General features: G+C 69.3%; 22 protein-coding genes, 1 rRNA gene and 1 pseudogene. 8 read left to right on the top strand and 16 right to left on the bottom strand.

Translation table 11 applies throughout. The features are described 5' to 3' along the window. On the top strand, nt 1–480 hold the full coding sequence (locus ACIA5C_RS44310; RefSeq protein ID WP_396066486.1) for a CGNR zinc finger domain-containing protein: 480 nt from the start codon (nt 1–3) through the stop codon (nt 478–480). 74 nt (nt 481–554) lie between these two features. Beyond that, nucleotides 555–782 (top strand): annotated as a pseudogene (locus ACIA5C_RS44305) (DUF190 domain-containing protein); the annotation flags it as partial. Between the two features lie 6 nt (nt 783–788). On the opposite strand, the gene ACIA5C_RS44300 reads toward ACIA5C_RS44305, so the two are convergent. From ACIA5C_RS44300 to ACIA5C_RS44285, 4 genes are all read right to left on the bottom strand, one after another. Then, a complete protein-coding gene (locus tag ACIA5C_RS44300; protein WP_396066484.1) occupies nt 789–1,988 on the bottom strand; it encodes a hypothetical protein in 1,200 nt (399 codons plus the stop codon). Nucleotides 1,989–2,056: 68 nt separating this feature from the next. Next, nucleotides 2,057–2,923, bottom strand: coding sequence for a hypothetical protein (locus tag ACIA5C_RS44295; RefSeq protein WP_396066482.1), 867 nt, complete (start codon nt 2,921–2,923; stop codon nt 2,057–2,059). Continuing rightward, nucleotides 2,910–3,461, bottom strand: coding sequence for an RNA polymerase sigma factor (locus tag ACIA5C_RS44290; RefSeq protein ID WP_396066480.1), 552 nt, complete (start codon nt 3,459–3,461; stop codon nt 2,910–2,912). The genes ACIA5C_RS44295 and ACIA5C_RS44290 overlap by 14 nt, the downstream gene beginning before the upstream one ends. Nucleotides 3,462–3,528: 67 nt before the next feature. Next, a complete protein-coding gene (locus ACIA5C_RS44285) occupies nt 3,529–4,644 on the bottom strand; it encodes a cation diffusion facilitator family transporter (RefSeq protein ID WP_396066478.1) in 1,116 nt (371 codons plus the stop codon). A 158-nt stretch (nt 4,645–4,802) separates the two neighbouring features. On the opposite strand from ACIA5C_RS44285, the gene ACIA5C_RS44280 reads away from it, so the two are divergent. Together ACIA5C_RS44280 and ACIA5C_RS44275 are read left to right on the top strand one after the other, a co-directional pair. Then, on the top strand, nt 4,803–5,405 hold the full coding sequence (locus tag ACIA5C_RS44280; RefSeq protein WP_396066476.1) for an HAD-IB family hydrolase: 603 nt from the start codon (nt 4,803–4,805) through the stop codon (nt 5,403–5,405). 96 nt (nt 5,406–5,501) lie between these two features. Next, on the top strand, nt 5,502–5,660 hold the full coding sequence (locus ACIA5C_RS44275) for a hypothetical protein (RefSeq protein WP_396066474.1): 159 nt from the start codon (nt 5,502–5,504) through the stop codon (nt 5,658–5,660). Between the two features lie 143 nt (nt 5,661–5,803). Here the strand turns inward: ACIA5C_RS44275 and ACIA5C_RS44270 are convergent, their stop codons facing one another. Beyond that, nucleotides 5,804–6,835 carry a sodium:calcium antiporter gene (locus tag ACIA5C_RS44270; protein WP_396066472.1) on the bottom strand — a complete coding sequence of 344 codons (1,032 nt, stop codon included), beginning with the start codon at nt 6,833–6,835 and terminating at the stop codon, nt 5,804–5,806. A 220-nt stretch (nt 6,836–7,055) separates the two neighbouring features. Between ACIA5C_RS44270 and ACIA5C_RS44265 the strand changes: the two genes are divergently transcribed. After that, nucleotides 7,056–8,012 carry an NAD-dependent epimerase/dehydratase family protein gene (locus ACIA5C_RS44265; RefSeq protein ID WP_396066470.1) on the top strand — a complete coding sequence of 319 codons (957 nt, stop codon included), beginning with the start codon at nt 7,056–7,058 and terminating at the stop codon, nt 8,010–8,012. A 63-nt stretch (nt 8,013–8,075) separates the two neighbouring features. Here the strand turns inward: ACIA5C_RS44265 and ACIA5C_RS44260 are convergent, their stop codons facing one another. From ACIA5C_RS44260 to ACIA5C_RS44215, 10 genes are all read right to left on the bottom strand, one after another. Then, the gene (locus ACIA5C_RS44260) at nt 8,076–8,612 is read right to left on the bottom strand and encodes a YcxB family protein (RefSeq protein ID WP_396066468.1); all 537 of its coding nucleotides are present in this window, start codon (nt 8,610–8,612) and stop codon (nt 8,076–8,078) included. Nucleotides 8,613–8,654: 42 nt separating this feature from the next. After that, nucleotides 8,655–9,968, bottom strand: a complete 1,314-nt coding sequence (locus ACIA5C_RS44255; RefSeq protein ID WP_396066466.1) for a 6-phospho-beta-glucosidase — start codon at nt 9,966–9,968, stop codon at nt 8,655–8,657. Beyond that, nucleotides 9,965–11,029, bottom strand: coding sequence for a carbohydrate kinase family protein (locus ACIA5C_RS44250; RefSeq protein ID WP_396066464.1), 1,065 nt, complete (start codon nt 11,027–11,029; stop codon nt 9,965–9,967). The genes ACIA5C_RS44255 and ACIA5C_RS44250 overlap by 4 nt, the downstream gene beginning before the upstream one ends. After that, a complete protein-coding gene (yicI, locus tag ACIA5C_RS44245; RefSeq protein ID WP_396066462.1) occupies nt 11,026–13,254 on the bottom strand; it encodes an alpha-xylosidase in 2,229 nt (742 codons plus the stop codon). The genes ACIA5C_RS44250 and yicI overlap by 4 nt, the downstream gene beginning before the upstream one ends. A 9-nt stretch (nt 13,255–13,263) precedes the next feature. After that, nucleotides 13,264–14,145 carry a carbohydrate ABC transporter permease gene (locus tag ACIA5C_RS44240; protein WP_396066460.1) on the bottom strand — a complete coding sequence of 294 codons (882 nt, stop codon included), beginning with the start codon at nt 14,143–14,145 and terminating at the stop codon, nt 13,264–13,266. Then, entirely contained in the window at nt 14,142–15,032 is an 891-nt protein-coding gene (locus ACIA5C_RS44235; protein ID WP_396066458.1) for a carbohydrate ABC transporter permease, read from the bottom strand. Before ACIA5C_RS44235 ends, ACIA5C_RS44240 begins: the two co-directional genes overlap by 4 nt. 24 nt (nt 15,033–15,056) lie before the next feature. Beyond that, nucleotides 15,057–16,367, bottom strand: a complete 1,311-nt coding sequence (locus ACIA5C_RS44230) for an extracellular solute-binding protein (RefSeq protein WP_396066456.1) — start codon at nt 16,365–16,367, stop codon at nt 15,057–15,059. 378 nt (nt 16,368–16,745) lie between these two features. After that, nucleotides 16,746–17,756 carry a LacI family DNA-binding transcriptional regulator gene (locus ACIA5C_RS44225; protein ID WP_396066454.1) on the bottom strand — a complete coding sequence of 337 codons (1,011 nt, stop codon included), beginning with the start codon at nt 17,754–17,756 and terminating at the stop codon, nt 16,746–16,748. Nucleotides 17,757–17,851: 95 nt separating this feature from the next. Further along, nucleotides 17,852–20,752: a glycoside hydrolase family 3 C-terminal domain-containing protein gene (locus ACIA5C_RS44220; RefSeq protein ID WP_396066452.1), complete on the bottom strand. Its 2,901-nt coding sequence runs from the start codon at nt 20,750–20,752 to the stop codon at nt 17,852–17,854. An 826-nt stretch (nt 20,753–21,578) separates the two neighbouring features. Beyond that, the gene (locus ACIA5C_RS44215; protein ID WP_396066450.1) at nt 21,579–21,719 is read right to left on the bottom strand and encodes a hypothetical protein; all 141 of its coding nucleotides are present in this window, start codon (nt 21,717–21,719) and stop codon (nt 21,579–21,581) included. A 137-nt stretch (nt 21,720–21,856) separates the two neighbouring features. Here ACIA5C_RS44215 and ACIA5C_RS44210 point away from each other — a divergent pair, with 137 nt between their 5' ends. The 3 genes from ACIA5C_RS44210 (at nt 21,857) to ACIA5C_RS44200 (ending at nt 23,528) form a co-directional block, all read left to right on the top strand. Further along, nucleotides 21,857–22,162: a protealysin inhibitor emfourin gene (locus tag ACIA5C_RS44210; protein WP_396066448.1), complete on the top strand. Its 306-nt coding sequence runs from the start codon at nt 21,857–21,859 to the stop codon at nt 22,160–22,162. Nucleotides 22,163–22,244: 82 nt separating this feature from the next. Then, nucleotides 22,245–23,135 carry a siderophore-interacting protein gene (locus ACIA5C_RS44205; RefSeq protein WP_396066446.1) on the top strand — a complete coding sequence of 297 codons (891 nt, stop codon included), beginning with the start codon at nt 22,245–22,247 and terminating at the stop codon, nt 23,133–23,135. A 189-nt stretch (nt 23,136–23,324) separates the two neighbouring features. Further along, entirely contained in the window at nt 23,325–23,528 is a 204-nt protein-coding gene (locus ACIA5C_RS44200) for a Flp family type IVb pilin (protein WP_396066444.1), read from the top strand. A gap of 243 nt (nt 23,529–23,771) precedes the next feature. On the opposite strand, the gene rrf is transcribed toward ACIA5C_RS44200, so the two are convergent. Further along, a 5S ribosomal RNA gene (gene rrf / locus ACIA5C_RS44195) occupies nt 23,772–23,859 on the bottom strand; the annotation flags it as partial.

Here is a 23,859-nt window from a genome sequence, read left to right as displayed (position 1 = left end):
ATGGCGATCCGGATCGCGATCATGCCGCTCCACGAGCTGGTGGAGCTCGTCAACGAGTGGGGTACGCTGCCGCGCGAGTTCGACGGCCGCTCGGGCGCTCCGGCCGGTCACGAGCTGACCAGGCTCGCCGACGAGCTGCACCCGATTTTCGCCGCCGACGACGGGCGGGCGGCCCGGGTGACGGCCTTGCTGCGGCAGACCGAGGTGAGACCGATCCTCGCCGATGACCTCAGCCAGGCCTGGCTCGTCGACGACCCCCGGCAGGCCACGCGCGCAGCGGCTGCCCTCGCCCTGCGCGAGCAACTGGCCGAGCACCCGGGCCGCATCGGCGTCTGCGCCGACCGCCAGTGCGCCGACGTCTACGTCGACCTCTCCCCCGCCGGCCGCCGTCGCTTCTGCTGCCTCACCTGTCAGAACCGCGCCCGGGCCGAGGCGTTCCGCAAGCGCCGCGCTCTACCCATGTCCGGTCCATCGGAGTAAGCCAGAGGGTGTGAAGCTTCACGGCGAAGCGCTACGACTCATGGTGATCGTGGCGAGTCGGACGGTGGCACCACAAACCCCTGTACACCGACATCGTCCACCGGGCCGGCGTGGCCGGCGCGACCGTTCTGCACGGCATCGAGGGCTTCGGTGCCTCCAACGCCGTCCACACCACCCGGCTGCTGTCGCTCTCGGGCGACCTGCCGGTCACGATCATCATCGTCGACACCGAGGATAAGCCGGAGCTCCACGAGCTCCTCACCGACCACCTGGCGATGCTCGACCGGGTCGAGGTCATCTAACGGATTTCAGAGGTGGCGGCCGTCCGGATCGCAGTATTCCACCTTGTCGGTCATGCGGAACGGGCCGAGCAGGATGCCGCGCCGGAACGGCAGCCCCCGAGGCATGTCGTCGGCCGCCACCTCCAAAGTGAACTGCTGCAGCACCCGCAGCTGCTGCCCGCCGATCCGCACCGGCCGCCGCACCTCGTAGAGCGCCGACCACGGGCACTCGAAATAGCAGGTTCCGTTGGCGGGAGCGGCCATCGACACCACGTCACCGGCGGCGAGCGCGACGTCGACCTCGGCCTTGAGCGCGATGGTCGCCGCCGGGTCGGGATCCCACTGCCACAGCTCCTGGATCGCCCGCACGGCTCGCGGGTCGTTCTGCCAGCGGGCCCGGGTCACCGGGTCGGTCAGGCACCACGGATCGAAGCGGGCTCCGCCGGGCAGCGTGGCGATGTCCGGCCGTACGGCCGGTCGCAGCCCCCGGTACGAGTCGAGCAGTCGCGGCATCGCGGCAAGTTGCCCGGCGTGGTACCAGAGTTCCAGCGCCCGCTTCAGATTGTTCTCGATCAGCTCGTGCAGCGTCGGGTCGTGCCGCTGGATGCGCAGCCCGACCGCGTAGTCGGTGGCCGCGGCCGCCTCGGCCGCCATCTGCTTGAGCCGGTTGACCGCCGGCCGTCGCGAATCGGGCACGCCACGCCGCTCCAGCGTGTAGATCGCCACGTCGACGTGCTCACGGATCGGCGGCACCGCGGCCAGCATCGCGGTCAGGTGCTCCGGCGGGCACGGGTCCACTTCGGCCCACGGCGGCAGCCCGGCCGGCAGACCCAGCTCGAGGCTGATGTCGTAGTCCGGGTTGACGCGGGCCTGCCGCGCCCGCGACACCCACCCCTCGACGGCGGCGAACCAGCGGGCCGCCTGGTCGTAGGTGACCGGCGGGACGAACCCGACCGTGCCCGGCTTGGCCGCGTAGTCGGCGTCGAGGAACGTCTCCCCGAGCGTCTGCAGGACGAAAGCGTTCCAGGTCGCCAGATTATGGCTGGCGACCGCGAGCGAGACGGACCACGGAGAAGGCCCGGTTGCCCGGGCCTTCTCCGCGAGGATCAACTCGTCGTACGCCACCCGGCCGGCCGCCCGCAGAGCCTCCAAGAACGCCGCGTCGCGTTCCCCGCCGAGGGCCGCCCGCACCTTGGTCATCAGAGTCGGGCGCAGCGGGTCGGCCATGGACGTCCTCCATCGATCGCACGGGGCACTCACGGTACCGGCGCCGCGCGAGGCAGTCGATCAACCGGTCATCCGGCCGGCGCGGTGATGGTGATCGGCGCGTTGAAGTCGAAGTAGTCGATCGTCGACTGCAGGTAGTCCGGCACGTGCACGACGATGCGCTGGATCAGGTCGTCGGCGATCCAGATGTCGACGGTCGCCGACCGGTGGACGCTGTCGAGGTCGAACCAGGCCAGTTCGCCCTCCGGCAGGGCGGTGAGCGCGGCGCGGGAGACGTCGGTCAGATCGAGGCGGTAGTGCGTGGCGGTGGTACCGCGGATCGCCGTCGTACCCACCTTCTTGACGTTGGCGTCCTGCAGCGCGGCCCGGATGACGTGCTCGGTCGACTCGGCGAACGGCGCCAGCCGGCTCTCCGGGGTCAGCTTCTGCTTGCCGCTGTTCTCCGTGCGGCCCTGCTCGGTACGGATCTCCCAGGCGTAGTCGCCGACGACGGTCAGCTGGTCGGTGCCGATGCTGTCCTGGGACGAGAGCTGGAGGTCGTTGCCGTGGAACGAGGCCCGGGTGGTGGACCGGCCGCCGCCGGCGTCGATGGATTCGTCCACCGTACGCAGGGAGGTGACCTTGCCGGTGTGGGTGGCGGCGGTGAGCACGGCCGCCGAGGCGCTGCCGGGCCGGGTCGCCAGCACCCCGGTGGTCACCCCCGCGGCCAGGACCACCGCCACCGCGCCGGTCAGGGACGCGGACCGCCAGGTCCATCGCCGCCGGGAGGTGGCCGGCGCCTCGTGCTCGCGCTGCGGTGCCGGGATCGTCGTCTGTGTCATCGCCTTCTCCAGGATGCTGTCGTAGCGGAACGTGCCGGGCGCGGGGGCCGCGTCCGGGCGAGCGGGATCCCATCGGCTGAGCCGCGCCAGGTCGGCGTCGTCACGAGTGGTCATCGATCCTGCTCCGTTCGGTCCGGTCGTCATCCAGTACGTGTCCCGCCGCGGGCGGATCTCGCCGTTCGAGTTCGCGGGCGAGCCGGCGGCGCGCCTTGTACAGGCGCGAGGAGACGGTGGTCGCGCTGACTTCCAGCACCACCGCGATGTCGGCGACGTCGAGGTCGTCCCAGGCCCGCATCAGCAGCAGTTCCCGGTCGCCGGCCGACAGGGCGGCGAGCGAGCGCCACAACGCCGTCTCGGACGGCACCTCGTCCTCGTAGCTGACCGGCGGCGCGGCGTACCGGGCGAGCCGCAGGTGCAGGCGCCCCCGGCGCTCGGTCTCCCGCCGGTGGTTGGCCAGCACCCGCCGGGCCACCCCGAACAGCCACAGCCGGGCGGTGGCCGCCGGAATGTCAACGCGCCGCCGCCACGCCACGGCGAAAGTGTCGGCGCAGACGTCGTCGGCCTCGGTGGCCGAGGCCGTCCGGCGTCGCACGAAGCGCCACACGTCCGCGACGTGGGTTGCGTAGAAGTCGCGGAAAAGCTCCTCGGTCATGTCCCCTCCACCGGCCGGGCAGACGGCCTACCTGTACGTGTCCGGCGGTGGCGGAATCTCGCCGCCGTTACGGGCCGGAGCGGTAGGAGACGCCGTGCGGTTCGGCGCAGTGGTCGTCGAGGTCGGCCGGGACCTGCCCGAAGTGGTCGACCTGGAGGGTGCTGTGGCTGATCCGGTAGGTCGAGCGCAACAGCGCCTCGATCTGCCGCCGCACCGCGTGGCAGTCGCCGCCCGCGACGACCAGGACGTGCGCCGATAGCGCCGGCTGCCCGGAGGTGATCTGCCAGACGTGCAGGTCGTGCACCTCGACGACGTCGTCGACCGCGGCCACCCGGGCGCCGATCTCCGGCGGCTCGAGACCGGTGGGCGCCGCCTCGAGGAAGACCTTCCCCGATTCGCGGACCAGCCCGAGACCCGCCTTGGTCATCAGCACGACGACGACGAGGGTGGCGATCGGGTCGGCCCGGGTGAAGCCCGTCGCCAGAATGACGGCCCCGGCTACGGCGGTGGCGATGAACGCGTACAGGTCATTGACGATGTGCCGGAAGGCACCCTCGATGTTGAGGCTCGACCGGTTGGCCTTGCTCATCGCCCAGGCCGCGATCAGGTTGATCACGATGCCGCTCAGGGCCGTGATCAGCACCAGCGGGCCGACCACCGCGGGCGGGTCGATCAGCCGCCGGATCGCCTCGACACCCAGCCACACCGCCAGGATCAGCATGGTCAGGCCATTGGCCTGCGCGGAGAGGATCTCCGCGCGCTTGAGGCCGTACGTGTAACCGCCGCGCGGCGGCCGCGCGGCAAGTCGCATGGCGATCAACGCGAGCACGATCGCCCCGGCGTCGGTGAGCATGTGCCCGGCGTCCGACAGCAGCGCCAGCGAGTGGGCGATCAGGCCGACGACGACCTCGCCGAGCATGAACAGCGAGATCAGCGCCAGGGCCAGGCTCAGCCAGCGCCGGTCCGCGTCCGCCGACACTCCGTGGTCATGCCCCGCGTGCCCGCCGGCGCCCTGCTCGACGTCGCCGTGCCCCCTGTCACCGTACCCACTGTCGCCGTGCCCACTGTCGCCGTGCCCACTGTCGCCGTGCTCACTGTCGCCGTGCTCACTGTCGCGGTCGCCGTGCCCGTTCGGGCCGTGGTCGTGGTCGTGGTCGTGGCCGATGTCGTGTGCCGTCGGCATTCTCGGCCCCCTTCCGTCCTGACCCCGCACAACATATGCAGTCATTGCAATAGGTTCAGCCGTTCCATTGTCCCGCAACCCTCCCAGCGTGCCTTCCGTCACCCCCGCGGAGAGGCGCCTCAGGACTCCTTCAGCTGCCGGGCTGCAGGGTCCTTCGCATGATCGCACCCCGCGCCGTGACCGGGACCGCCCCGGTCGCGGTCTGGGAACTGGACGGCGTCCTGACCCGCCGGAACACCCTGCTGCCCTTCCTGCGGCGGGTCGCCGGCACCCGGGCGGTCCTCGACGCGGCGGCCATGGCCTTCATCCGCGAGTCCCCGGTGACCCTGGTCCTGCAGCGGACCCTCGGCGGGCTCGGAGTGGCCGAGGTCGACCGGGTGGCCCGCGCCTACGCCGCGCGGGTCGCCGCCCGGCTGCGCCCCGACACGCTGGCCCGCTGGCAGTGGCACCGCCGCCAGGGCCACCGCGTGGTCATCGCCTCCGCGTCGCCCGGCCTCTACGTGCACCACCTCGGCCGGCACCTCGGCGCCGACGCGGTGATCTGCACCGAGATGGCCACGGTCAACGGCCACCTGACCGGCGCTCTCCGCGGCGGCCCGTGCCAGGGACCCGAGAAGGCCCGCCGGGTCCTCGCCCACCTGACCGAGTCACCGGCGAGCCAGGTCTGGATCTACGCCGACGCCCACACCGACGACCGCCTGCTGGCCCTGGCCGACGTCCCGGTCCCGGTCTCGCCTCTGCGCGGCCTGAAAATCCCATAATTTGTAGGCCGACCGGGCGGGAATGCGCCTCGTTGTCTCATTTCGAGACACCGGCCGCGCGGTGCGCATGCGTACCGTGGTGGTGAGGTGGGTGCGATGGTCGCGATGATGCTGGCTGTGCTGGCCCCGCTGGCGCTGATCGCGCTGGCCACCGGGGCCATCCGGATGCGCGGCGGCTATGACCGCTGCCCGACCCACTCGCGCCCGACGGCCGCCTATTGCATGACCGCAAGGCCAACCGCGGACCGGCCGTAGAGCCGCCAGCATGACCGCAAGGCCAACCGCGGACCGGCCGTAGAGCCGCCAGCATGACCGCAAGGCCAACCGCGGACCGGCCGTAGAGCCGCCAGCATGACCGCAAGGCCAACTGCCGACCGGGCGTAAAGCCGGAAAGCCGCCTACTGCACCACCGCCAGGCCGACCGCGAACAGGACGTAGAACACCGCCGCCACGATCAGCCGCCCGGCCGTGGCGCGGCCGGTGCGGAACAGCACGAGCAGGTAGATCACCGAGAGCAGCGTCGCCACGCCGGCCAGCACGAGCGGGGCGTCGAAGTGCCACGGCGTGCCGAGCAGGCCGATGCCGGACGGCACCGTCGCCTGGATCATCATCGCGCCGGAGATGTTGGCCAGCGCCAGCGGCGTCTTGCCCTGCCGCACCCAGATGATCGCGTTCATAACCTCGGGCAGTTCCGTGGCGACCGGCGACAGCAGCAGTGCGACCACGATCGGCGACAGCCCGATGGCCGGCCCGGCCCACTCCAGTTGACGGACGAACAGCTGCGACGCCAGGAAGATCACGACCAGCGTGGCCAGGGTCTGCGCGACGACGGCGGGCGTGGACGGGCTCGTCCGGCGCGGCTGCAGCTTCAGCGGCTCCAGGTCCTCGTCGGCCGCGTGTTCGCCGCTGCCTCCGGTCTCCCGCCAGAAGTAGACCGCGTAGGCGGCGAAGAACAGCAGTCCGAGCCACGGCTTGATCGCGAACGCGACGAGGCCGAGCCCCACCTTCACCACGAAGATCGCGAGGAACCAGGTCTGGTCGCGGGCGAGGCGGCGCATGTCGGTGCCGTCGAGAGGGGCCGCCGGTGGTTCGGCGCCGGCGATTCCGCCGGCCATTTCCCGTACGCGCGTAAGGCGGCGGGACAGCAGCATCACGCCGGTCACCGCGTACGCGATCGTCCCGACCACCAACGGCCCGCCGAGTGCCGCTCCCACGCCGATGTCGTCGCCCGAATGCTTGCTCCCGAACAGGATCGCGACCAGCGTGACGACGCTTTCCGGCAGTGCCGTGCCGGCCGCTGCGAGGATCGTGCCGACCGCCAGCGGCCCGACTTTGAGCCGGGCTCCGAGCCATTCGACGGCGTTGACGAACCACTCGCAGGCCAGGTAGATGACCACCGCGCAGCCGAGCAGCAAGACGATGTGAATCACGAAGTGCCGTGTCCTTCCGCGCACCGCGGAGGGACGGCGACCTGCGGGGTAGCCCTCGACCCGCGGCGCGGACGTCGAGTCCGAACCGTTCGAATCGAAGGTCTCGCCCACCCGCGCGAGCGGGCCCGGGCGCCGGGATCTCCGGGGAGATCCAGCATGTCGACGCACCGGCGAGGGGGCTACTCCCCTTCAACGCCTCCAGCATACATAGGGTGGGGGGATGCAGCGCGTGGTGGTGACGGGAGCAACCGGGCACATCGGCACCTATCTGGTGCCGCGGCTGGTGCGGGCCGGCTACGAGGTCGTCGCGATGAGCCGTGGCGAGCGGCAGCCCTACCACGACCGCCCGGAGTGGCGTTCGGTGCGCCGGGTGACCCTCGACCGGGAGGCCGACGACGCGGGCGAGCGCATCGCCGCGGAGCGGCCGGACGTGGTGATCGACCTGATCTCCTTCACGCCCGAGTCCACGCAGAGACTCCTCGACGCGGTGCAGAAGACCAGGCCGCTGCTGGTGCACTGCGGCACGATCTGGGTGCACGGGCGGGCGGGCCGGGTTCCGCTCACCGAGGACGAGCCGCGCACGGCGTACGGCGACTACGGCACCGGCAAGGTGGCGATCGAGGAACTGCTGCATCTCCAGACCCGGACCGGCGGGGTGCCGAGTGTGGTGCTGCATCCCGGCCACATCACCGGGCCCGGGTGGCGGCCGATCAACCCGCAGGGCAATCTCGACGCCGACGTGTGGCGCCGGCTGGCCACCGGGGAGCCGCTGGCGCTGCCGGCGCTGGGCCTGGGCGTGCTCGGCCACGTGCACGCCGACGACGTGGCGCAGGCCTTCGAGCGGGCGATCACCCGGCCGGCCGCGATCGGGTCGAGTTTCCACGTGGTGGCCGAGCAGGCGATGACGTGCCGGGGCCTGGCCGAGGGCGTGGCGCGCTGGTTCGGCCGCGAGGCGGTGCTCGACCTGGTCGACTGGGACGAGTTCGAGCGGCGCACCGACCCGGCGCAGGCCGCGGCGACCCGCGACCACATCGAACGCAGCATCACGGCGAGCATCGACCGCGCGAAGCAGATCCTCGGCTACACCCCGCGCTACTCCTCGCTCGAGACCCTGCACGAGTCGGTCCGCTGGCTGGCAGCGCACGGCGAGGTCGAGGTGGGCGGCCAGGAGTTCTGAGCCCTCGCCGCGTCGTAGATGTCGGCGACCGCGTCGTACCGTGCGTCACGCATGAACGGGACGCTATCTTTCCCCGGGCAGGAGGCGGCGCAGAGCGGACTCCTGGGCCGCGCCCGATAGACCGCGCTTGGCCAGCAGGAAGAACGTCTTATGGTTCTGGCCGGCCACGTGGACGACGAACCCGCGCTTCGTCTCCAGCACGCTGTGCAGTTGCGCCCACGGGAACTGCCAGTTGCCGGCGTTGACCTTCATCGGGCCGTCGCCCATCGTGACCACCGGGATGTGACCGGCGATGCCGGAACCGGGATCGACGAGCACGTGGACCGGCTGCTGCAGCGCAGAGTTGCGCCGATAGAGGAAGCCGGTGCCGAGCTTCCCCATCACCGCGAAGAACAGCGCTATCACCACACCGAACACGGCCATCGCGGGCTGGCCGCCGACAACCGCCAGGACGGCGAACGCGATGCCGAACACGCACATCGCCCACGCCAGCCATCCGACGTGGCGCCTGCGGTTGCGGGCCTGGAACGCCTCGGCATAGTCGGCGGCCTCGGGCTGCCAGGACATCCGGATCACATCGACGGACTCTGCGGGGATCACCGCATGAGCATGCCTCAGCTTCCGGCCCGGACGAAGGCGGGGTCAGCGCAAGTAGGCGAGTTCGGGGAACTCCGCGCGGTAGGCGTCGATCAGCGCGCGGGCCAGCGGCACCGAGTCGACCAGCGGGTGGGACGCCATCGCGCGTACGGCGACCGCGCGTGATCCGCTCGCGGCGGCCTCCAGCACGGCCCGCTCGGTTGCCTTGACCCGCTGCACGAGCGGGACCCCGTGCGACGGCACCGACACCCCGGCCACCGGTACCGGGCCGTCCGAGGTCACCATGCACGGCACCTCGACTACCGCATCCGAGTCCACAATGTCGAGGACGCCGCGGTTGCGGACGTTGAGAATCAGCGAGGCGGGCGCGTCCGAGGCGAGTGCCCGCATCAGGTCGAGCGCTACCCGTTCATAGCCGCCGCCCTCATCGGCGGCGGAGCGATCCAGGCCCTCGAGCGCCATGTAGGTGGCGTCCCGTTCCCGCAGCGCCGACGTCCAAGCCGCGAGCGGATCACCCGAGGCGATGTCGGCGTAACAGGCCGACTGCCGGCGCAGCAGGAATTCGCCCCGGGTTTCCGGGGCCGCCTGCTCGGCGCGTACGCAAGAAGCGGTGTCGTAGTAATAGTGCAGGTATTCGTTCGGGACGGCCCGGAGCGCGCGCAAGCGCGCCGGGCCGAAAAGCCGGCCCTCCTCGAACGACAGGAGCACGTCGTCGTCAGGGGAATCCCAGAGCGACGGCAGCACGTCGACACCGTCGGACATCACCGAACTGAGCCAGCCCAGATGGTTGAGCCCGGCATAACCCACCGGAGCCGAGGGCGGCAGGCCCAGCGCGCGCACGACCCGGCGGGCCATCGCGGACGGCGAATCGCAGATGCCGATCACCCGGTCACCGAGGTGGGCCGCCATCGCCTCGGTGACCAGACCGGCCGGATTGGTGAAGTTGATGACCCACGCCTGCGGTGCGACCGCGGCGATGCGCCGGGCGATCGCGTCGGCGACGGGAACGGTGCGGAGACCGTACGAGACGCCGCCCGCACCGGTTGTCTCCTGCCCGAGCACACCGAGGCCGAGCGCCACTTTCTCGTCGATGACCCTTCCCGGCAGCCCGCGCACCCGAATGGCGCTGAACACGAAGTCGGCCCCGGTCAGCGCCTCGGTCAGATCGGTGGTCGCGAATCGGGACGGACCGTGGCCGGCCGACGCGGCCTGCGCTTGCAGCACGCGCGAAATGGCGGCCAGCCGCCCCGCGTCCACGTCGTGCAGAACCAGCGAGGTAATGGGCGACGACGGGTCGAGCAGCGCCGAATGCACCAGCGGCACCCGGAATCCGCCGCCGCCCAGGATGACGAGTTTCACCGCTGATCCCCCGCATCGGAGAGCCGGGCAATGGTGGCCGTGGCCCGGCGCACCGAACGCTGCTCCCCCTGCGGGATCACGTCGTCGAGGAAGCCGTAGCGGGCGGCGAGGAAAGCCTCGGAAGAATCGGTGTGGTGCTGCGAGGCGGAAGCCCGGGTCGCCCGCCACCAGTCCGCTATGTCGCCCCATCCGGGTGCCGACAACGATCCCCCGAAATGCTGCACCGACAGCGCCGCGATCAGATTGGCGAAGGCGAGCCGCTGGTCGAGGGGCCATCCGCGGAGGGTGCCGAGCACGAATCCGGCCGTGAATACGTCACCGGCGCCGGTCGGGTCGAGCGCTTCCAGCCGTACGCCGGGAACTTTCACCGACTCACCGGTCGTCGCGTCGACCGCCTCGGCCCCGTCGCTTCCCTGCGTCACGACGACCACCGGGACCAGACCGGAAAGCCGGCGCAACGCCTCACCCGGGCTTGCGGCCCGGGTGTATTGCATGGCCTCGACCGCGTTGGGCAGGAAGGCGTGGCAGTCGGAAAGGACGTCGAGCGCCTCGACCGGCCATTCCGCCGTGTCGTCCCACCCGACGTCGGCGAAGACGAGAGTGCCGTTCGCCCGCGCCGAGGCCACCCACGGCAGCGGCCCTTTGATCAGGCTGACCGAGGCGGCCCGCGCGGACGGCAGGGCGTCGACGAGACCGCTCGGACCGACCGGGAGCGGATGGCCGTGCGTGATCATGCTGCGGTCGCGCTGATAAGCCAGGGAGATTGTCACCGGCGAATGGCCCTCGTCGACCCGCCGCGACGCGGACAGGTCGATGCCCTCCTGGTCGCGGAGAATGTGCGCGCAGAAGTCGCCGTAGGCGTCGGTCGCCAGCGCGGTGCCCAGCCCGGTGTGCAGACCGAGCCGGGCCGCCGCCACCGCGAGATTGGCGATGCCGCCGGGGCAGGAGCCCATGCCGGGCGCCCAGACCTCGGCACCCGGCGACGGCAGTTCACGAAGGCCGGTGAAGATGATGTCGAGGTAGACGACACCGGGGACGAACAGGTCCAGTGCCGGGTTCATCCACCGATCTTAGTCGTCCAGATGTCCTCGTCAGCGGCGAGATCAGCCGACGCGCCACTGACGATTTCGACCCGCCAGGGCAGCGCGGCGCCCCGCCTTTCGATCCGATCGGAGGACACGGTGAAGGTGGTGTCCCCGACAACGACGGTGGTCGATTCGGAAGTGGGTTCGAAAAGACGCAACGTGATGCCGTCGCGGTAGTCGTAGTCCGGCCGGTCGGTCCGGTTACCGACCGGAATGACCGCACCCGGCCGCACCAGCAGCGGCACGCTGTCGAAGCCGTGGTTCTCCCGCACCCACGCCGGCCCCTCGATCACCTCGGTCGTCCCGAACCGGGTCCAGCGGCCCGCCGGCACGTAGTACTCGACGTCGCCGCCCGCGCTCATCACCGGCGCGACGAGCAGGTCGTCGCCGAGCATGTACTGCCGGTCGAGGTAGGTCACGGCCGGATCGTCGGGGAACCCGACGACCATCGGCCGCATCACCGGGAGTCCCTCGCGCCGGGTGCGGCGGGCCGCTTCGAACAGGTACGGCATGAGCCGGTACTTGAGGTGCGTGAAGTGCCGCAGCACGTCCACCGATTCGTCGTCGAACTGCCACGGCACCCGGTACGAGTGGTTGCCGTGCAGCCGGCTGTGGGAGCTGAGCAGCCCGAACGCCACCCACCGCTTGAACACCGCCGGGTCGGGGCGCCCCTCGAAGCCGCCGATGTCGTGGCTCCAGAACCCGAAGCCGGACGACAGCAGCGACAGCCCGCCGCGCAGGCTCTCGGCCATCGACTCGAAGGTGGCCGAGTTGTCGCCGCCCCAGTGCACCGGGAACTGCTGGCCGCCGACGGTCGCGCTGCGGGCGAAGAGCACCGCCTCGCCCTGCCCACGGGCCTCCTCGAGCACGTCGAAGACGGTCTGGTTGTAGAGCTGGGTGTAGTAGTTGTGCATCCGTTCCGGATCGGAACCGTCGTGCCAGACCACGTCGGTCGGAATGCGCTCGCCGAAGTCCGACTTGAACGCGTCCACGCCCATATCCGTCAGGCCTCGCAGTTTGCCGGCGAACCATGCACGGGCGGACGGGTTCGTGAAGTCGACCAGGCCCATCCCGGCCTGCCACTTGTCCCACTGCCAGACGTCGCCGTTCGCCTTTTTCACGAGATAGCCGCGAGCGAGGCCCTCGGCGAACATCGCCGACCGCTGGGCGATGTACGGGTTGATCCACAGACACACGCGCAGCCCCCGGTCGTGCAGGCGCTTGATCATGCCCGGCGGGTCGGGGAAGATCCGCGCGTCCCACTCGAAGTCGCACCAGTGGAACTCGCGCATCCAGAACGTGTCGAAGTGGAAGACGCTCAGCGGCAGGTCGCGCTCGGCCATCCCGTCGACGAACTTGTTGACCGTCTCCTCGTCGTACGGGGTGGTGAACGACGTGGTCAGCCAGAGGCCGAACGACCAGGCCGGGGGCAGCGCCGCCCGGCCGGTCAGGGCGGTGTACTTCTTCAGCACCTCGGCCGGGGTCGGGCCGTAGATGACCAGGTAGGACATGGTCTGACCGGCCACGCTGAACTGGGTGCGGGTGACCATCTCGCTGGCCACCTCGAACGAGACCTTGCCCGGGTGGTCGACCAGCACGCCGTACCCGCGGTTGGTCAGATAGAACGGGACGTTCTTGTACGCCTGCTCGCTGCTGGTGCCGCCGTCCTCGTTCCAGATGTCGATGCTCTGTCCGTTCTTGACGAACGGCCCGAAGTGCTCGCCCAGCCCGTAGACCGCCTCGCCGACCCCGAGGTCGAGCTGTTCGTGCACGTAGTGCTCGCCGCTCGCGGTGTCGACGATGCCCATGCCCTTCCAGCCCGAGCCGGTGATGCGCCGGCCCTCGGCGAGGAAGTCGAGCCCCCAGTTGTCGCTCGTGTTGAACCGCGCGGTCAGCCGGCCCGACGTGAGTTCGGCCGGCGCGACGCTCACGTCGCCCTTCTCCTGCGAGATGGCGAAGTTCGGCTCCTTGGGCACACCCCCGAGGAAGTGACCGATCGTGACCCGGACGACGTCGGGCATCGGCGCCTCGACACGGATCGTGATGATCGGCGTGTTCAGGGTGTCGCCGCGGGTCGCCACCGGCTTGATCGTGGCGTACGCGGTCAGCGACGTCTCGTCGGTGTCGGTGTCGTGCAGCTGCGAGGGATGCAGCACCGTGAACCCGTCGCGCTTGTGCCAGTAGCCGTCGGTGAACTTCATGGGGGTCCTTTACTTGATGGCGCCGGCGGCGATGCCGCGGGTGAGCGTGCGCTGGAAGATCACGAAGAACAGCACCGCGGGCAGGATGCCGATCAGCGCCGAGGCGCTCGTCGTGGTCGCGTCCATGAGGCGGTCGCCCTGCAGGACGCCGAGCGCCACCGGGACGGTCTGTTTGTCGTTCGAGATCAGGAAGACCAGCGGCAGGAGGAACTCGTTCCACGTCCAGATGAAGAAGAACGTGAACAGCACGCCGAGCGTCGGGCGGCTGACCGGCACGACGACCCGCCACAGCGCGCGCCATTTGCCGGCGCCGTCGATGCTGGCCGCCTCGAGCAGTTCGGTCGGGAAATCGGCGTACACCGAGGTGAGCAGATAGGTGCCGAACGCGCTCTGGATGACGGTGAAGATAATGATGATCGAGAGCAGGTTGTCGTAGAGCCCGAGCTGCTTCGAGAAGTAGTACAGCGGGTAGATCAGGGCTTCCTGCGGAAGCAGATTGGCGACCAGGAAGAAGACCAGGAAATAGACCCGGCCGCGGACGCGGCCGATGCCGAGGGCGTACGCGTTGAGAATGCTCAGAAGCACACCGAGCACCGCGACGGCGAGACTGGAGATGAAGCTGTTGAACAGTTTCTCGCCGAAGTCGACCCGGTTCCAGAAGTCGACGATGCCCCGGAAATAGAGGTGGTGGGGCAGCGCGAGCGGGCCGTGCCCGGCGTAGTCGGCCGGGCTCTTGACCGCGTTGATGACGACCACGAGAAGTGGCGCGACGATCAGGAGCAGCAGGATCAGCAGTCCGATGAGGACGGCGTACCGGACCGGGTTGCGCCGCTTCGCGGCCTTGGGTGATCCTTCTCGCAGCTCGGGTTTTTCCAAGGTCGCTGTCGTCATCGGGATTGCCTTTCCGCCCGGTTCTGCAGGCGCAGGAAGACGAACGCCAGCACGATGATCAGCACGGTCAGCACGGTCGAGATCGCCGAGCCGTAGCCGACCTGAGCCTTCTCGAAGTAGTTCCGGTAGGCGAAGTAGGACGGCACGATCGTCGCGTTGCTAGGACCGCCCCGGGTGAGCACGAAGATCTGCGCGAACACTTTGAGCGCCGCGATCGTGGTGGTGATCAGCACGACGTAGAACTCGGGCCGGATCATGTAGACCGTGATCCTGCGGAAGCGCTGCCACCAGCTCGCGCCGTCCAGGTCGGCCGCCTCGTAGAGCGAGGGGTCGACGCGCTGCAGGCCCGACATGAACATCACGATCGGGTAGCCGAGCTGGATCCAGATCAGCACCGCCATGACCGTGAACAGCGCGTACTTCGGGTTGCCGAGCCAGTCGACGGCGAGGCCGTGCAGGCCGACCGCGTTGAGGATCTTGTTGAGGGCGCCGTAGTCGGGGTGCAGGATCCAGCCCCAGATGATGCCGGTCACCGCGAGCGGGATGACCTGCGGCAGATAGAAACCGGACCGGAAGAAGCTGGCCCACCGGTCGCTGAAACGCTTGCCCACGTAGTCGAACAGCACCGCCGCCAGCACCAGGCCGAGCAGCGTCGGGATCACCGCCATCGCGACGACCATCAGGATGATGTGCCCGAACGAGCTCCAGAACAGCTGGTCGTGAAACAGCCGGGTGTAGTTCTGAAAGCCGATCCAGGTCGGCGAACCGACGCCGGTCCAGCGGGTGAAGCTGGTGTAGATCGTCATCACCAGCGGCACGACGATCACGAGGGTCGAGGCGATCACCCCCGGGATCAGGTACACCGCGTACCCCTTTTTGCCGGACATCGGTTCGCTCCCTTCCTGGGTCTCTTACTTGCCGATGTCCGACAGGTTCTCGTTGTACGGCTTGGCGATCTCGTCGAGGAACGCGGCCGGGGTCTTCGAGCCGTTGATCAGGCCCTGCACACCGGCGACGAGGGTGTCGTAGTAGCCGGGCGCCGGCCAGTCCGGATAGAACGCCAGCCCGTCGGCCGTCGACACCTTGTTGAAGTTGTCGATCAGCTCCTTGGACTTCGGGTCGGTGATCGCGGCCGGGTCGGCGGCGACCGGCAGACCGCCGCTGTTGCCCATCAGGTTCTGGATGTCCGGCTGCATCGTGATGTTGATGAAGTCGTAGGCGAGGCTCTTGGCCTTGCTCTTGGACGGGACGACCCAGAGGTTGCCGCCCGAACCCGGGTAGAGGGTGCTGCCGGGGAACAGGAAGGTGCCCCAGTCGAACTTCTTGATCTCGCTCTGGAAGCGGCCGTACCACCAGGAGCCGGAGAACATCATCGGGAACTTGCCCTGCTCGAAGGCGACGCCCATGTCCTCGGCCTTGATGCCGGCCGAGTTCTTGGCGATGTAGCCCTTGCTGACCCAGTCGGCGAAGGTCTGCGCGCCGTAGGTGAGCTCGGGCCCGTGGAAGTCCACCTTGTTCTGGTAGAGCTCGTAGTTGTTGACCCACTGACGGTTCGCCTTGGAGAGCGCGAGCTCGTAGAAGATCTGCTGGGCCGGGTATTCGGCGCCGCCGACGCTCAGCGGGGTGATGCCGTGGGACTTGAAGGCATCCATCACCTTGACGAGGTCGTCGTAGGTGGTCGGGACCTGCAGGTTGTACTTCTTGAACAGGTCCTTGTTGTAGTACATCTCGACGTACTCGCCGTAGTTCGAGACGCCGTACCACTTGCCCGAGCCCATGATGCCCTGGTCGTCGTACCGGTCGGTGGTCTGCAGGCTGGTGCTCAACTTCTTGTCCCAGCCGTTCTTGGTGACCTGATCAGTCAGGTCGGTGAGCAGCCCCTGCTTGGCCAGCAGGCCGGCGGTGGCGTTGCCCTTGTTGTATTCCATGACGTCCGGCGCGCTGTCCGAGTTGAGGATCATCTGCGCGTTCTGCTGCATCTGCGCGAACGATTTCTCCTCGAACTTCACCGTCACGCCGGGGTGGCTGGTCTTGAACTCTTCGATCGCCTTGTTCCAGGCGATGCCCATGGCGCTGGTCGGACCCTCGTAGTGCCAGAGCGTGAGGGTCTTCGCGTCCTTGCCGTCGTCGCCCTCACTGCCGGAGCCGCCACATGCGGTCAGCGCCAGCGAGGAAACCAGGAACAAAGCTCCGGCAGCGACGCCGGCTCGTGATCGGAACATGCCGTCCTCCGGGAGGGGTCCGTCGAAGCGCTTCGACAATCTGTCGTCGAAGCGCTTCGACGCTGGGCTTTCGGGTGACGCTAGAGAACGCCCCACGCCGATGTCAACGGTGTGACGAAGAGATTTCCTGGACCGTGATCCGGCCCCCGGACGAGCATCCGCCGCGGCGGGCGGCCGGTCAGTGCTCCGTGTCGGTCAGGTCGTGGGCCAGCGATTCGACGACGGCCGGCATGAGGAGCCGGCCGGCGACGGGCTTCCCGAACACCATCGTTCACGATGGCCTCGAGCCAGGGCCTTCGTCCCACCTCGTTCCAGGCCCGGCCCCAGGCGGCGACCTTGCCGAACGGGGCGAGACACCTCGCGATGGAGCCCCGCCCGTCAGGCCGCGTGTGGGGAACCGCAGCTCTCCCGCTCGACCAGCGTCGGCGGCAGCAGCCGGACCGGGTCGGTGTGGCGGCCGTCCAGCAGCTTCATCGCCGTCTCGACGGCCAGGCCGCCGACGTCGTGGGCCGGGATGTCGATCGACGTCAGCGGGATCGGCATGCCCAGCGCCACGTCCCGCGGGCACACCGCCACCACCGACATGTCCTCCGGCACCCGGCGGCCACTTGCCCGCAACTCGTCCAGGACCAGCCGCAGGACTTCCTCGTTGTGCACCACCAGCGCCGTCGCGCCCGGCAACTCGGCGTCGATGTCGGCCAGCGCCTGCCGTACGCCCTCGGCTCCCGGCTCGCACGGATGCGCCAGCGTCTGCAAGCCGAGCGACGACGCCGTCTCGTCGAAGCCGGCCAGGAACCGCTCCGCGTACGACGTGCCGCGCCGATAGACGGCCGGCGACGGTCCGACCAGGGCGATCCGCCGATGCCCGTGCCACGCCAGGTGCCGCAGGGCCTCCCCCGCGGCGTCGGCGAAGTCGAGGTCGACGCACGCGATGCCGGCCGGGTCGGCCGGCAGACCGATCAGCACCGACGGCTGCTTGAGCTTGCCCAGCGCCGGGATACGCAGGTCGTCGCGCTCCACGTCCATCACGATCAACGCGTCGACCATCGTGCTGTTGGCGACCCGCTCGAGGCCGGCCGTGCCCTCGTCCTTGGTCAGCAGCAGCACGTCGTGGTTGTGCGTGCGGGCCGTCGTGACGACCGCGGTCGCGAACTGCATGATGACCGGCACGTTGACGTCGACGCGCAGCGGCACCACCAGCGCCAGCACGTTGGTCTTGCTGCTGGCCAGCGCCCGGGCCCCCGCGTGCGGGTGGAACCCCAGTTCGGCGATGGCCGCCTGCACCCGGGCACGGGTCTGGGCCGAGATCGGCCGGCGGCCGCTCAGCACGTACGACACCGTGCTCGGCGAGACCCCGGCTGCCCGGGCCACGTCATTGATCGTCGGCATCGGCCCTCCCCACGCGCTCGATCCTACTGACCTGCATGATCAAACACGGTGTCCCCGCCCGCCGGCTCACCAGACCGGCGGGCGGGGCTTCCCTCTCACCGAATGGAGAACGTGGCCAGCCGGATCCCCGGGCCGCCGAAAACCAGATAAATGTCGTGCCGGCCCGCCGTTCTCGCGAGTGACGCGGTGGCGGTCGCATAATCGGCCGAGGACACCTTCGCCGTTCCGAGAAGCCGGCCGGAAGGCGAATCCAGCCGCACCTCGACGGTCCCGGAACCGAGGGCGGAAGCGCTGAAGGTCCTACCGTCCCGCAACTGGACATCCTTGAACGAAATCCATTGGCCGGCGGCCGTGCTCCCGACCACCGTCCCCGACAACGGCGTTTCGGGAAGGAGCGTCGTGCCGGCGTACGCGTCAAACGTCTCCGCCCTCGTGGCGGAAGCGAGGTTCCGGGCCGGAATGGTCTCGCCCCGGACCGCGATCGCGGTCCGCGCCCGGATATCGCTCGACGACGCACCGATCATGACGTCGTAGACCGACGTCTCGGTCACCCATCGGCCGCGGGTGACATCCCAATGTGCGAGATCGGCCGGGCTCAGCGGAAGGGTCACGGTCGCCGTTCGGCCGGGCTTGAGATGTACGCGCTGAAAGCCGCGCAACTGCCTCACGGCCACCGTGTCCCGGGAGCTCCGCTGATGCGTGTAGAGCTGGACGACCTCGTCGCCCTCCCGCCGGCCGGTATTGGTGACCGTCACCCGCACCTTTCCACCGCCGACAACCGGTTTGCCATACCGGAATGAGCTGTACGAGAGACCGAAACCGAAGGGATAAAGCGGCTTCTGCTTGCTGTAGAGATAGGTCTGGTCGCTGGAGATGATGTCGTAGTCGTTGAGGTCGGGCGGCAACTGGGCGGCCGACGCCGGCCAGGTCTGGGTCAGCCGCCCGGCCGGGTTGTAGTCGCCGTAGAGCACGTCCGCGATCCCGTGCCCGGTCTCGGCGCCCGCATGCGTGGTCCAGACGATGCCGGGAACGTGCTGCTGCTCCCACGTGATCGTGTCCGGATAGCTGGTCTGCAACACCACGACCGTGTGCGGGTTGGCCTTCCGGACCGCTCGGACGAGCGCCTCCTGCCCGTCCCCGAGCGCGAGCGAGGTGCGGTCGTGCGCCTCCCGGCCGTTGATGAACGGGTTGCTGCCGACGACCACCACCGCGGTGTCGGCCTTCTTCGCCGCGGCCACCGCCTGGTCGACCGCGCTGCTGATCACCTGCCTGCGGAAATGGGCGGCGTGCGAAGCGTCGGATGCACCGAGGGTCAGACCACCATCGGGATTGACCGTCACGTAGGTATTACTGCCGAACCACGTTTCCTGGGTCTCGTACCCGGCGTAGTGCAGCACGACCGTGCCGTCCGGCTGCGGTTCAATTTTGAACTGCTGCTGGACGTACCACCCGTTGGGCTGGTCGTCGTGCGTGATGAAGGGCCCCCAGTTGTAACCGAGGTATTTGCTGTTCCCGACGTTCTTCAGCGTCGACACGTTCTGCCCCCAGTCGACCGCGTCGAACTCGGCGGCGGGGTCCGGCAGATCGGCGTTCGCGGCGACTTTCGCCGGGTCGGCCGCGCTCACGAACTTGCCCGAAGCCACGTCCTGCAAAGCGATCCGGTCCGCCCCGTCGCTCGTGGCAACCGATCCGGCCTTGGCGCGGATGCCGTCGAGCGCGGTCACCTGGTAGGGCAACTGACCGGCGTACCAATCGCTGTAGAGCGTGTCGGCCAGCGGCCCGACCACCGCGACCTTTCCGCCCGGCTTGAGCGGTAGGGCATTGTCCTGGTTCTTGAGCAGGACCATCGCCTCGTCGGCGGTCTTGCGGGCCAACTGCTGATTCGCCGGACTGTTGATGACCGCGGGCGTGATCTTCGCGTACGGTCCGCCGCCCGGATCGAACTCCCCCAGCCGGAACCGAATGCTCAACGCCTGCCCGGCCGCGACATCAATGTCATTGACGCTCAGCAATCCCCGATCGAGCGCCTGATGAATCGCGGCCGCCATCGGCCCCCCGTCCGCGTTGTCGATCGTGAAACTGTTGATACCGGCCTTGATCGCCGCGGCGTCCGCCTCGGCCTGCGTCGCGAAATAGTGCTCGGAGCCGGTCAGGTTGTAGGGTGCGCCGGCGTCGCTGACGTTGAACACCGGATAGTCCGACCAGCCGCGCACCAGCGTCCCGAGGTCCGGGTCGACGGTCGCCGGGCGCCCGTTGACGAGGTTGTAGGACGCCATCACTCCGGTCGCCGCATTCGCCTTCATCGCCGGCGCAAAAGCCTGACGGTCATACTCATTGAGCACCCGTTGCGGCACCGTCGAGGACGTCACGTCGCGGCCGGTCTCGTTGTTGTAGGCGAGGTAGTGCTTGAGCGTCGGGGCCGTCTTCAGGTGGGCCGGGTCATTACCCTCCAGCCCTTTCCCGTACGCGGTGGAGATCGCCCCCGTGAGCAGCGGGTCCTCGGAATAGCCCTCCTCGTTGCGGCCCCAGCGGGGATCGCGCAGCAGGTTGACCACCGGCGCCCACAGGTTGAGGCCGAACACCCGCGGGTTCTGCGCGTTGAACCCGCGCGCCTCGTCCCCGACCGCCCCGCCCACCCGCTTGATCAGGTCGGTGTCCCACGTGCTGGCCAGCCCGACCGGCTGGGCGAACGTCGTACCGTTCGCCGCCACGACGGCAGAGTTATTGTCGATATCATTCGACCAGGCCACGCCGTGCAAGGCTTCGGTGCCGGCCTTGAACAGCTTGATCCCGAGCCGCGGAACCGCCGGCTGATATTGGTGAAGCATCGAGATCTTCTCGTCGAGCGTGAGCCGCCCGACAAGGTCGTCGACGCGCACCTGCAACGGCAGGCGCGGATCCCGGAACGGAAAGCCGGCATCGGCGCGGGCAGCGCCGGGGGCGGTCGGCGTGGCGATCAGGGCCACGGCCAGCACCGCCAGGATTCGCCTTCGCATGGCGATTCTCCAAGCACGAAACAATGGCAAGGACAGGCAAGAACGCCAGCTCAGCAGCCTCCGGCCGAGCGGGCGAAATGCACTCCCACGAATGGTCGTCGAAGCGCTTCGATTGTTCGGTGATATCGCCCACGATAGATGTCACCGCACCCCGTGTCCACCGTCTGCCACAAATCCGCCGCGCCGCCCCGCCGCCCGGCCACTCCACCGGCGCAGCCAATCCAGCCACGGCTCATCCCCGCCGCCTCCTCCGGCACGGCGCCGCCAACTCCAGCTCCCCACCGACCAGCCTCACGCGACGTTAGACCCCGCCACCGCGTGCCGCCCCGACGACCGGAAGCCCCTCACCTCCCCCAGCCACCGCGCCGCCCCGACGACCGGAAGCCCCTCGCCTCCCTCAGCCACCGCGCCGCCCCGACGACCGGAAACCCCTCACCCCGCTCAGCCACCGCGCCGCCCCGTTCGACCCCAGCCGCCGGAGGCTTTGACGTGCCTCCGCCGCTGCGCACCGCCCGGTCCACCCCAGCGATCGAGGGCCTTCACGTCGCTCCGCCACTGCACTGCCCCGCTCCACCCGAGCGGCCGGAAGGCCTTCCCCCACCACTACGCCGCCTCGACCGACCCAAACGGCCGAAAGGCCCCTCGCCTTCCTCCGCCCGTGCCCTCCTGCGTTGTGATCCCAACCGCCGAAAGGACCCCTCGCCTGCCCAGCGCCGTCGGGCCGTTGACCACCTCGTGTCGTGCGACTGTGGAGAAACCCCGTGTTCGGCGTCCTAGGATCCTAGATGGTTGGCCCCGACCAGCGGGGACGCCGACTGGCGATTGGTCAGCTTGCGGAGATCTCGGCGATCGCGGCTCGGAGCCGCTCGCCGTACGGTCCGCCGGCAGACGCGGCCCGTTCGACCGTCTGCCGGAAGGCGGCTCGCGCGGCGGCGGCGCCCAGCCGTTCGTGGACCCCTCGCGACACCGAGATGCAGCGGACGGCGACAGAGAACTGCCATCCGCTATGTCATCGGCCTGCCGAAGCGCCTTGCCAGCATCGCTGGGGCCTCGGCGAGAGCTGCAGTAGCGTCGGACACAACGACGCGTGAAGGGAGAACCGTCGTGATCGGACGAGTAAAGGTGGAGATGCGGCGTTCGGGCGGCTTCGCCGGCCGCACCACCAAGGTGCATCTCGACACCGCCGACATGCCCCCGGCCGAGGCGGCCCGGCTGATCCAACTCGTGACCACCGTCGACCTGTCCCGCCTCAACGTGGCCCGCGGTGCACCGTCCGCCGGGGCCGACCTGATGCGCTACGACCTGGTCATCGAGAACGGCGTCGACCGCTGGGAAGGCACCGTCTCCGACCCGTCGATCCCTAACGAGCTCCGCCCCCTCCTCCAGTTCCTGACCGCCGCCGCCCGCTGACCGCCGGGGAGCGGCGCACCCCGCTCGACTCACCGATCGACCTTCCGTTAACTTACGCTGGCCTAACAACGGAGGGTGGAACGTGACGGCGTGGCGGTTCTTTCCGGTCGAGGTGCGGGCTCTGCGCCGGCTCAGCCCGACCTTCCTGCGGGTCACGTTCACCGGCGACGGCCTCGACCGGTTCGCCGACAACGGGTACGACCAGCGGATCAAGTTCATCCTGCCGCTCCCCGGGGACGGCCTCGACCATTTGCCGACCGGCGACGACTGGTACGCCCAGTGGCGTGCGCTTCCCCACGAGCGCCGCAACCCGATGCGCACCTACACCGTCCGCGCCGTACGGCCGGAATTGAACGAGGTCGACGTCGACATGGCCCTGCACGGCGCGACCGGCCCGGCCTCCCGCTGGGCCGAAACCGCCCGCCCGGGTTCGACCGCGTGCCTGATGGGCCCGAGCGCCGACTACGACGGCGAACACGGCGGCGTCGACTACCGGCCGCACGACGACGACGCCGGCTTCGTCCTGATCGGGGCCGACGAGACCGCCGTACCCGCCGTCGCCGGGATTCTCGAGCGGATGCCGGCCGATGCGCGCGGCGAGGCGTACCTCGAGGTGCCGTCGCCGGACGACCGGCTCGACCTGCGGAAGCCGGACGGCGTACGCGTGACCTGGCTGGCCCGCGAGGGTGAGCCGCACGGCGAAAGATTGATCCCGGCCGTTCGCGAAGCGACCGGCCGGATCCTGACCGCCGGGTCCGAAAAGCAGGAACTGGAGGACGTCGACGTCGATGTCGACGACCTGTGGGAGGTGCCGGAGGAGTCCGGCGCCGGCCGCCTGTACGCCTGGCTGGCCGGCGAGGCAGCGGTGATCCGCACCCTGCGCCGCCACCTCGTCGCCGAATGCGGCGTCGACCGGCGCGCCGTCGCCTTAATGGGGTATTGGCGACTCGGCCGGGCCGAATCCGTGGCCTAGCCGCCCGGCACTGGCCTTCCCCTGCGTACCGGTTCGGCTCGGCACGATGCCGCGGCCGCCGGCTGATCGGTTGCAAAATGCACCCGAGAGAAAGCGCGGCACCTTCCTCAAGCGGTCGGCGGGGATTCCGATAGCAAGGGCACCTGACCATCGAGCCCGGCGGTCAAGGGACCGACAGGGAGTCCTGGCATGCCCGAGATCAACATGTTCGTCGAGCTCGTCCGGTTCCGCGTGCAGGTGCTGCGTGGCCGCATGGCGTCCGACGAGGGTGCCTCGGTCCTCGAGTACGGTCTGCTCGTGTCGCTCATCGCGGCAGCCATCGTCGCGCTGGTCAGCACCGTCGGCAGCAAGGTGTACGCGGCCTTCAACAAGGCCAACCAGTCCGCCGGCTGATCGGTCGACTCGATTAACGACGTCCCCTGCTGACCGTCGCCCGGCACCCAGGCCGGTACGGCCGCTCCCTTTCTGCTGGCATTCCTTCGCAGAGCCAGCCGCTCATGCCCGCTGGGTGAGGCCGCTCGCACAGGCACCGGCGCTAACGTTCAGGCCGGGCAGCGGCATGACCGCAAGACTGACTTTGCCGGCACCAAAAAAATAGGCCCACCCCTTTTCGGGGTGGGCCTATTTCTACGTTGAGTCCGGCGGTGTCCTACTCTCCCACACCCTCCCGAGTGCAGTACCATCGGCGCTGGAGGGCTTAGCTTCCGGGTTCGGAATGAGACCG

Origin of the sequence: Actinoplanes sp. NPDC051343 (genome assembly GCF_044455125.1) — a bacterium.
Classification (GTDB): Bacteria; Actinomycetota; Actinomycetes; order Mycobacteriales; family Micromonosporaceae; genus Actinoplanes.
This window is presented reverse-complemented; position numbering and strand designations above follow the sequence as displayed.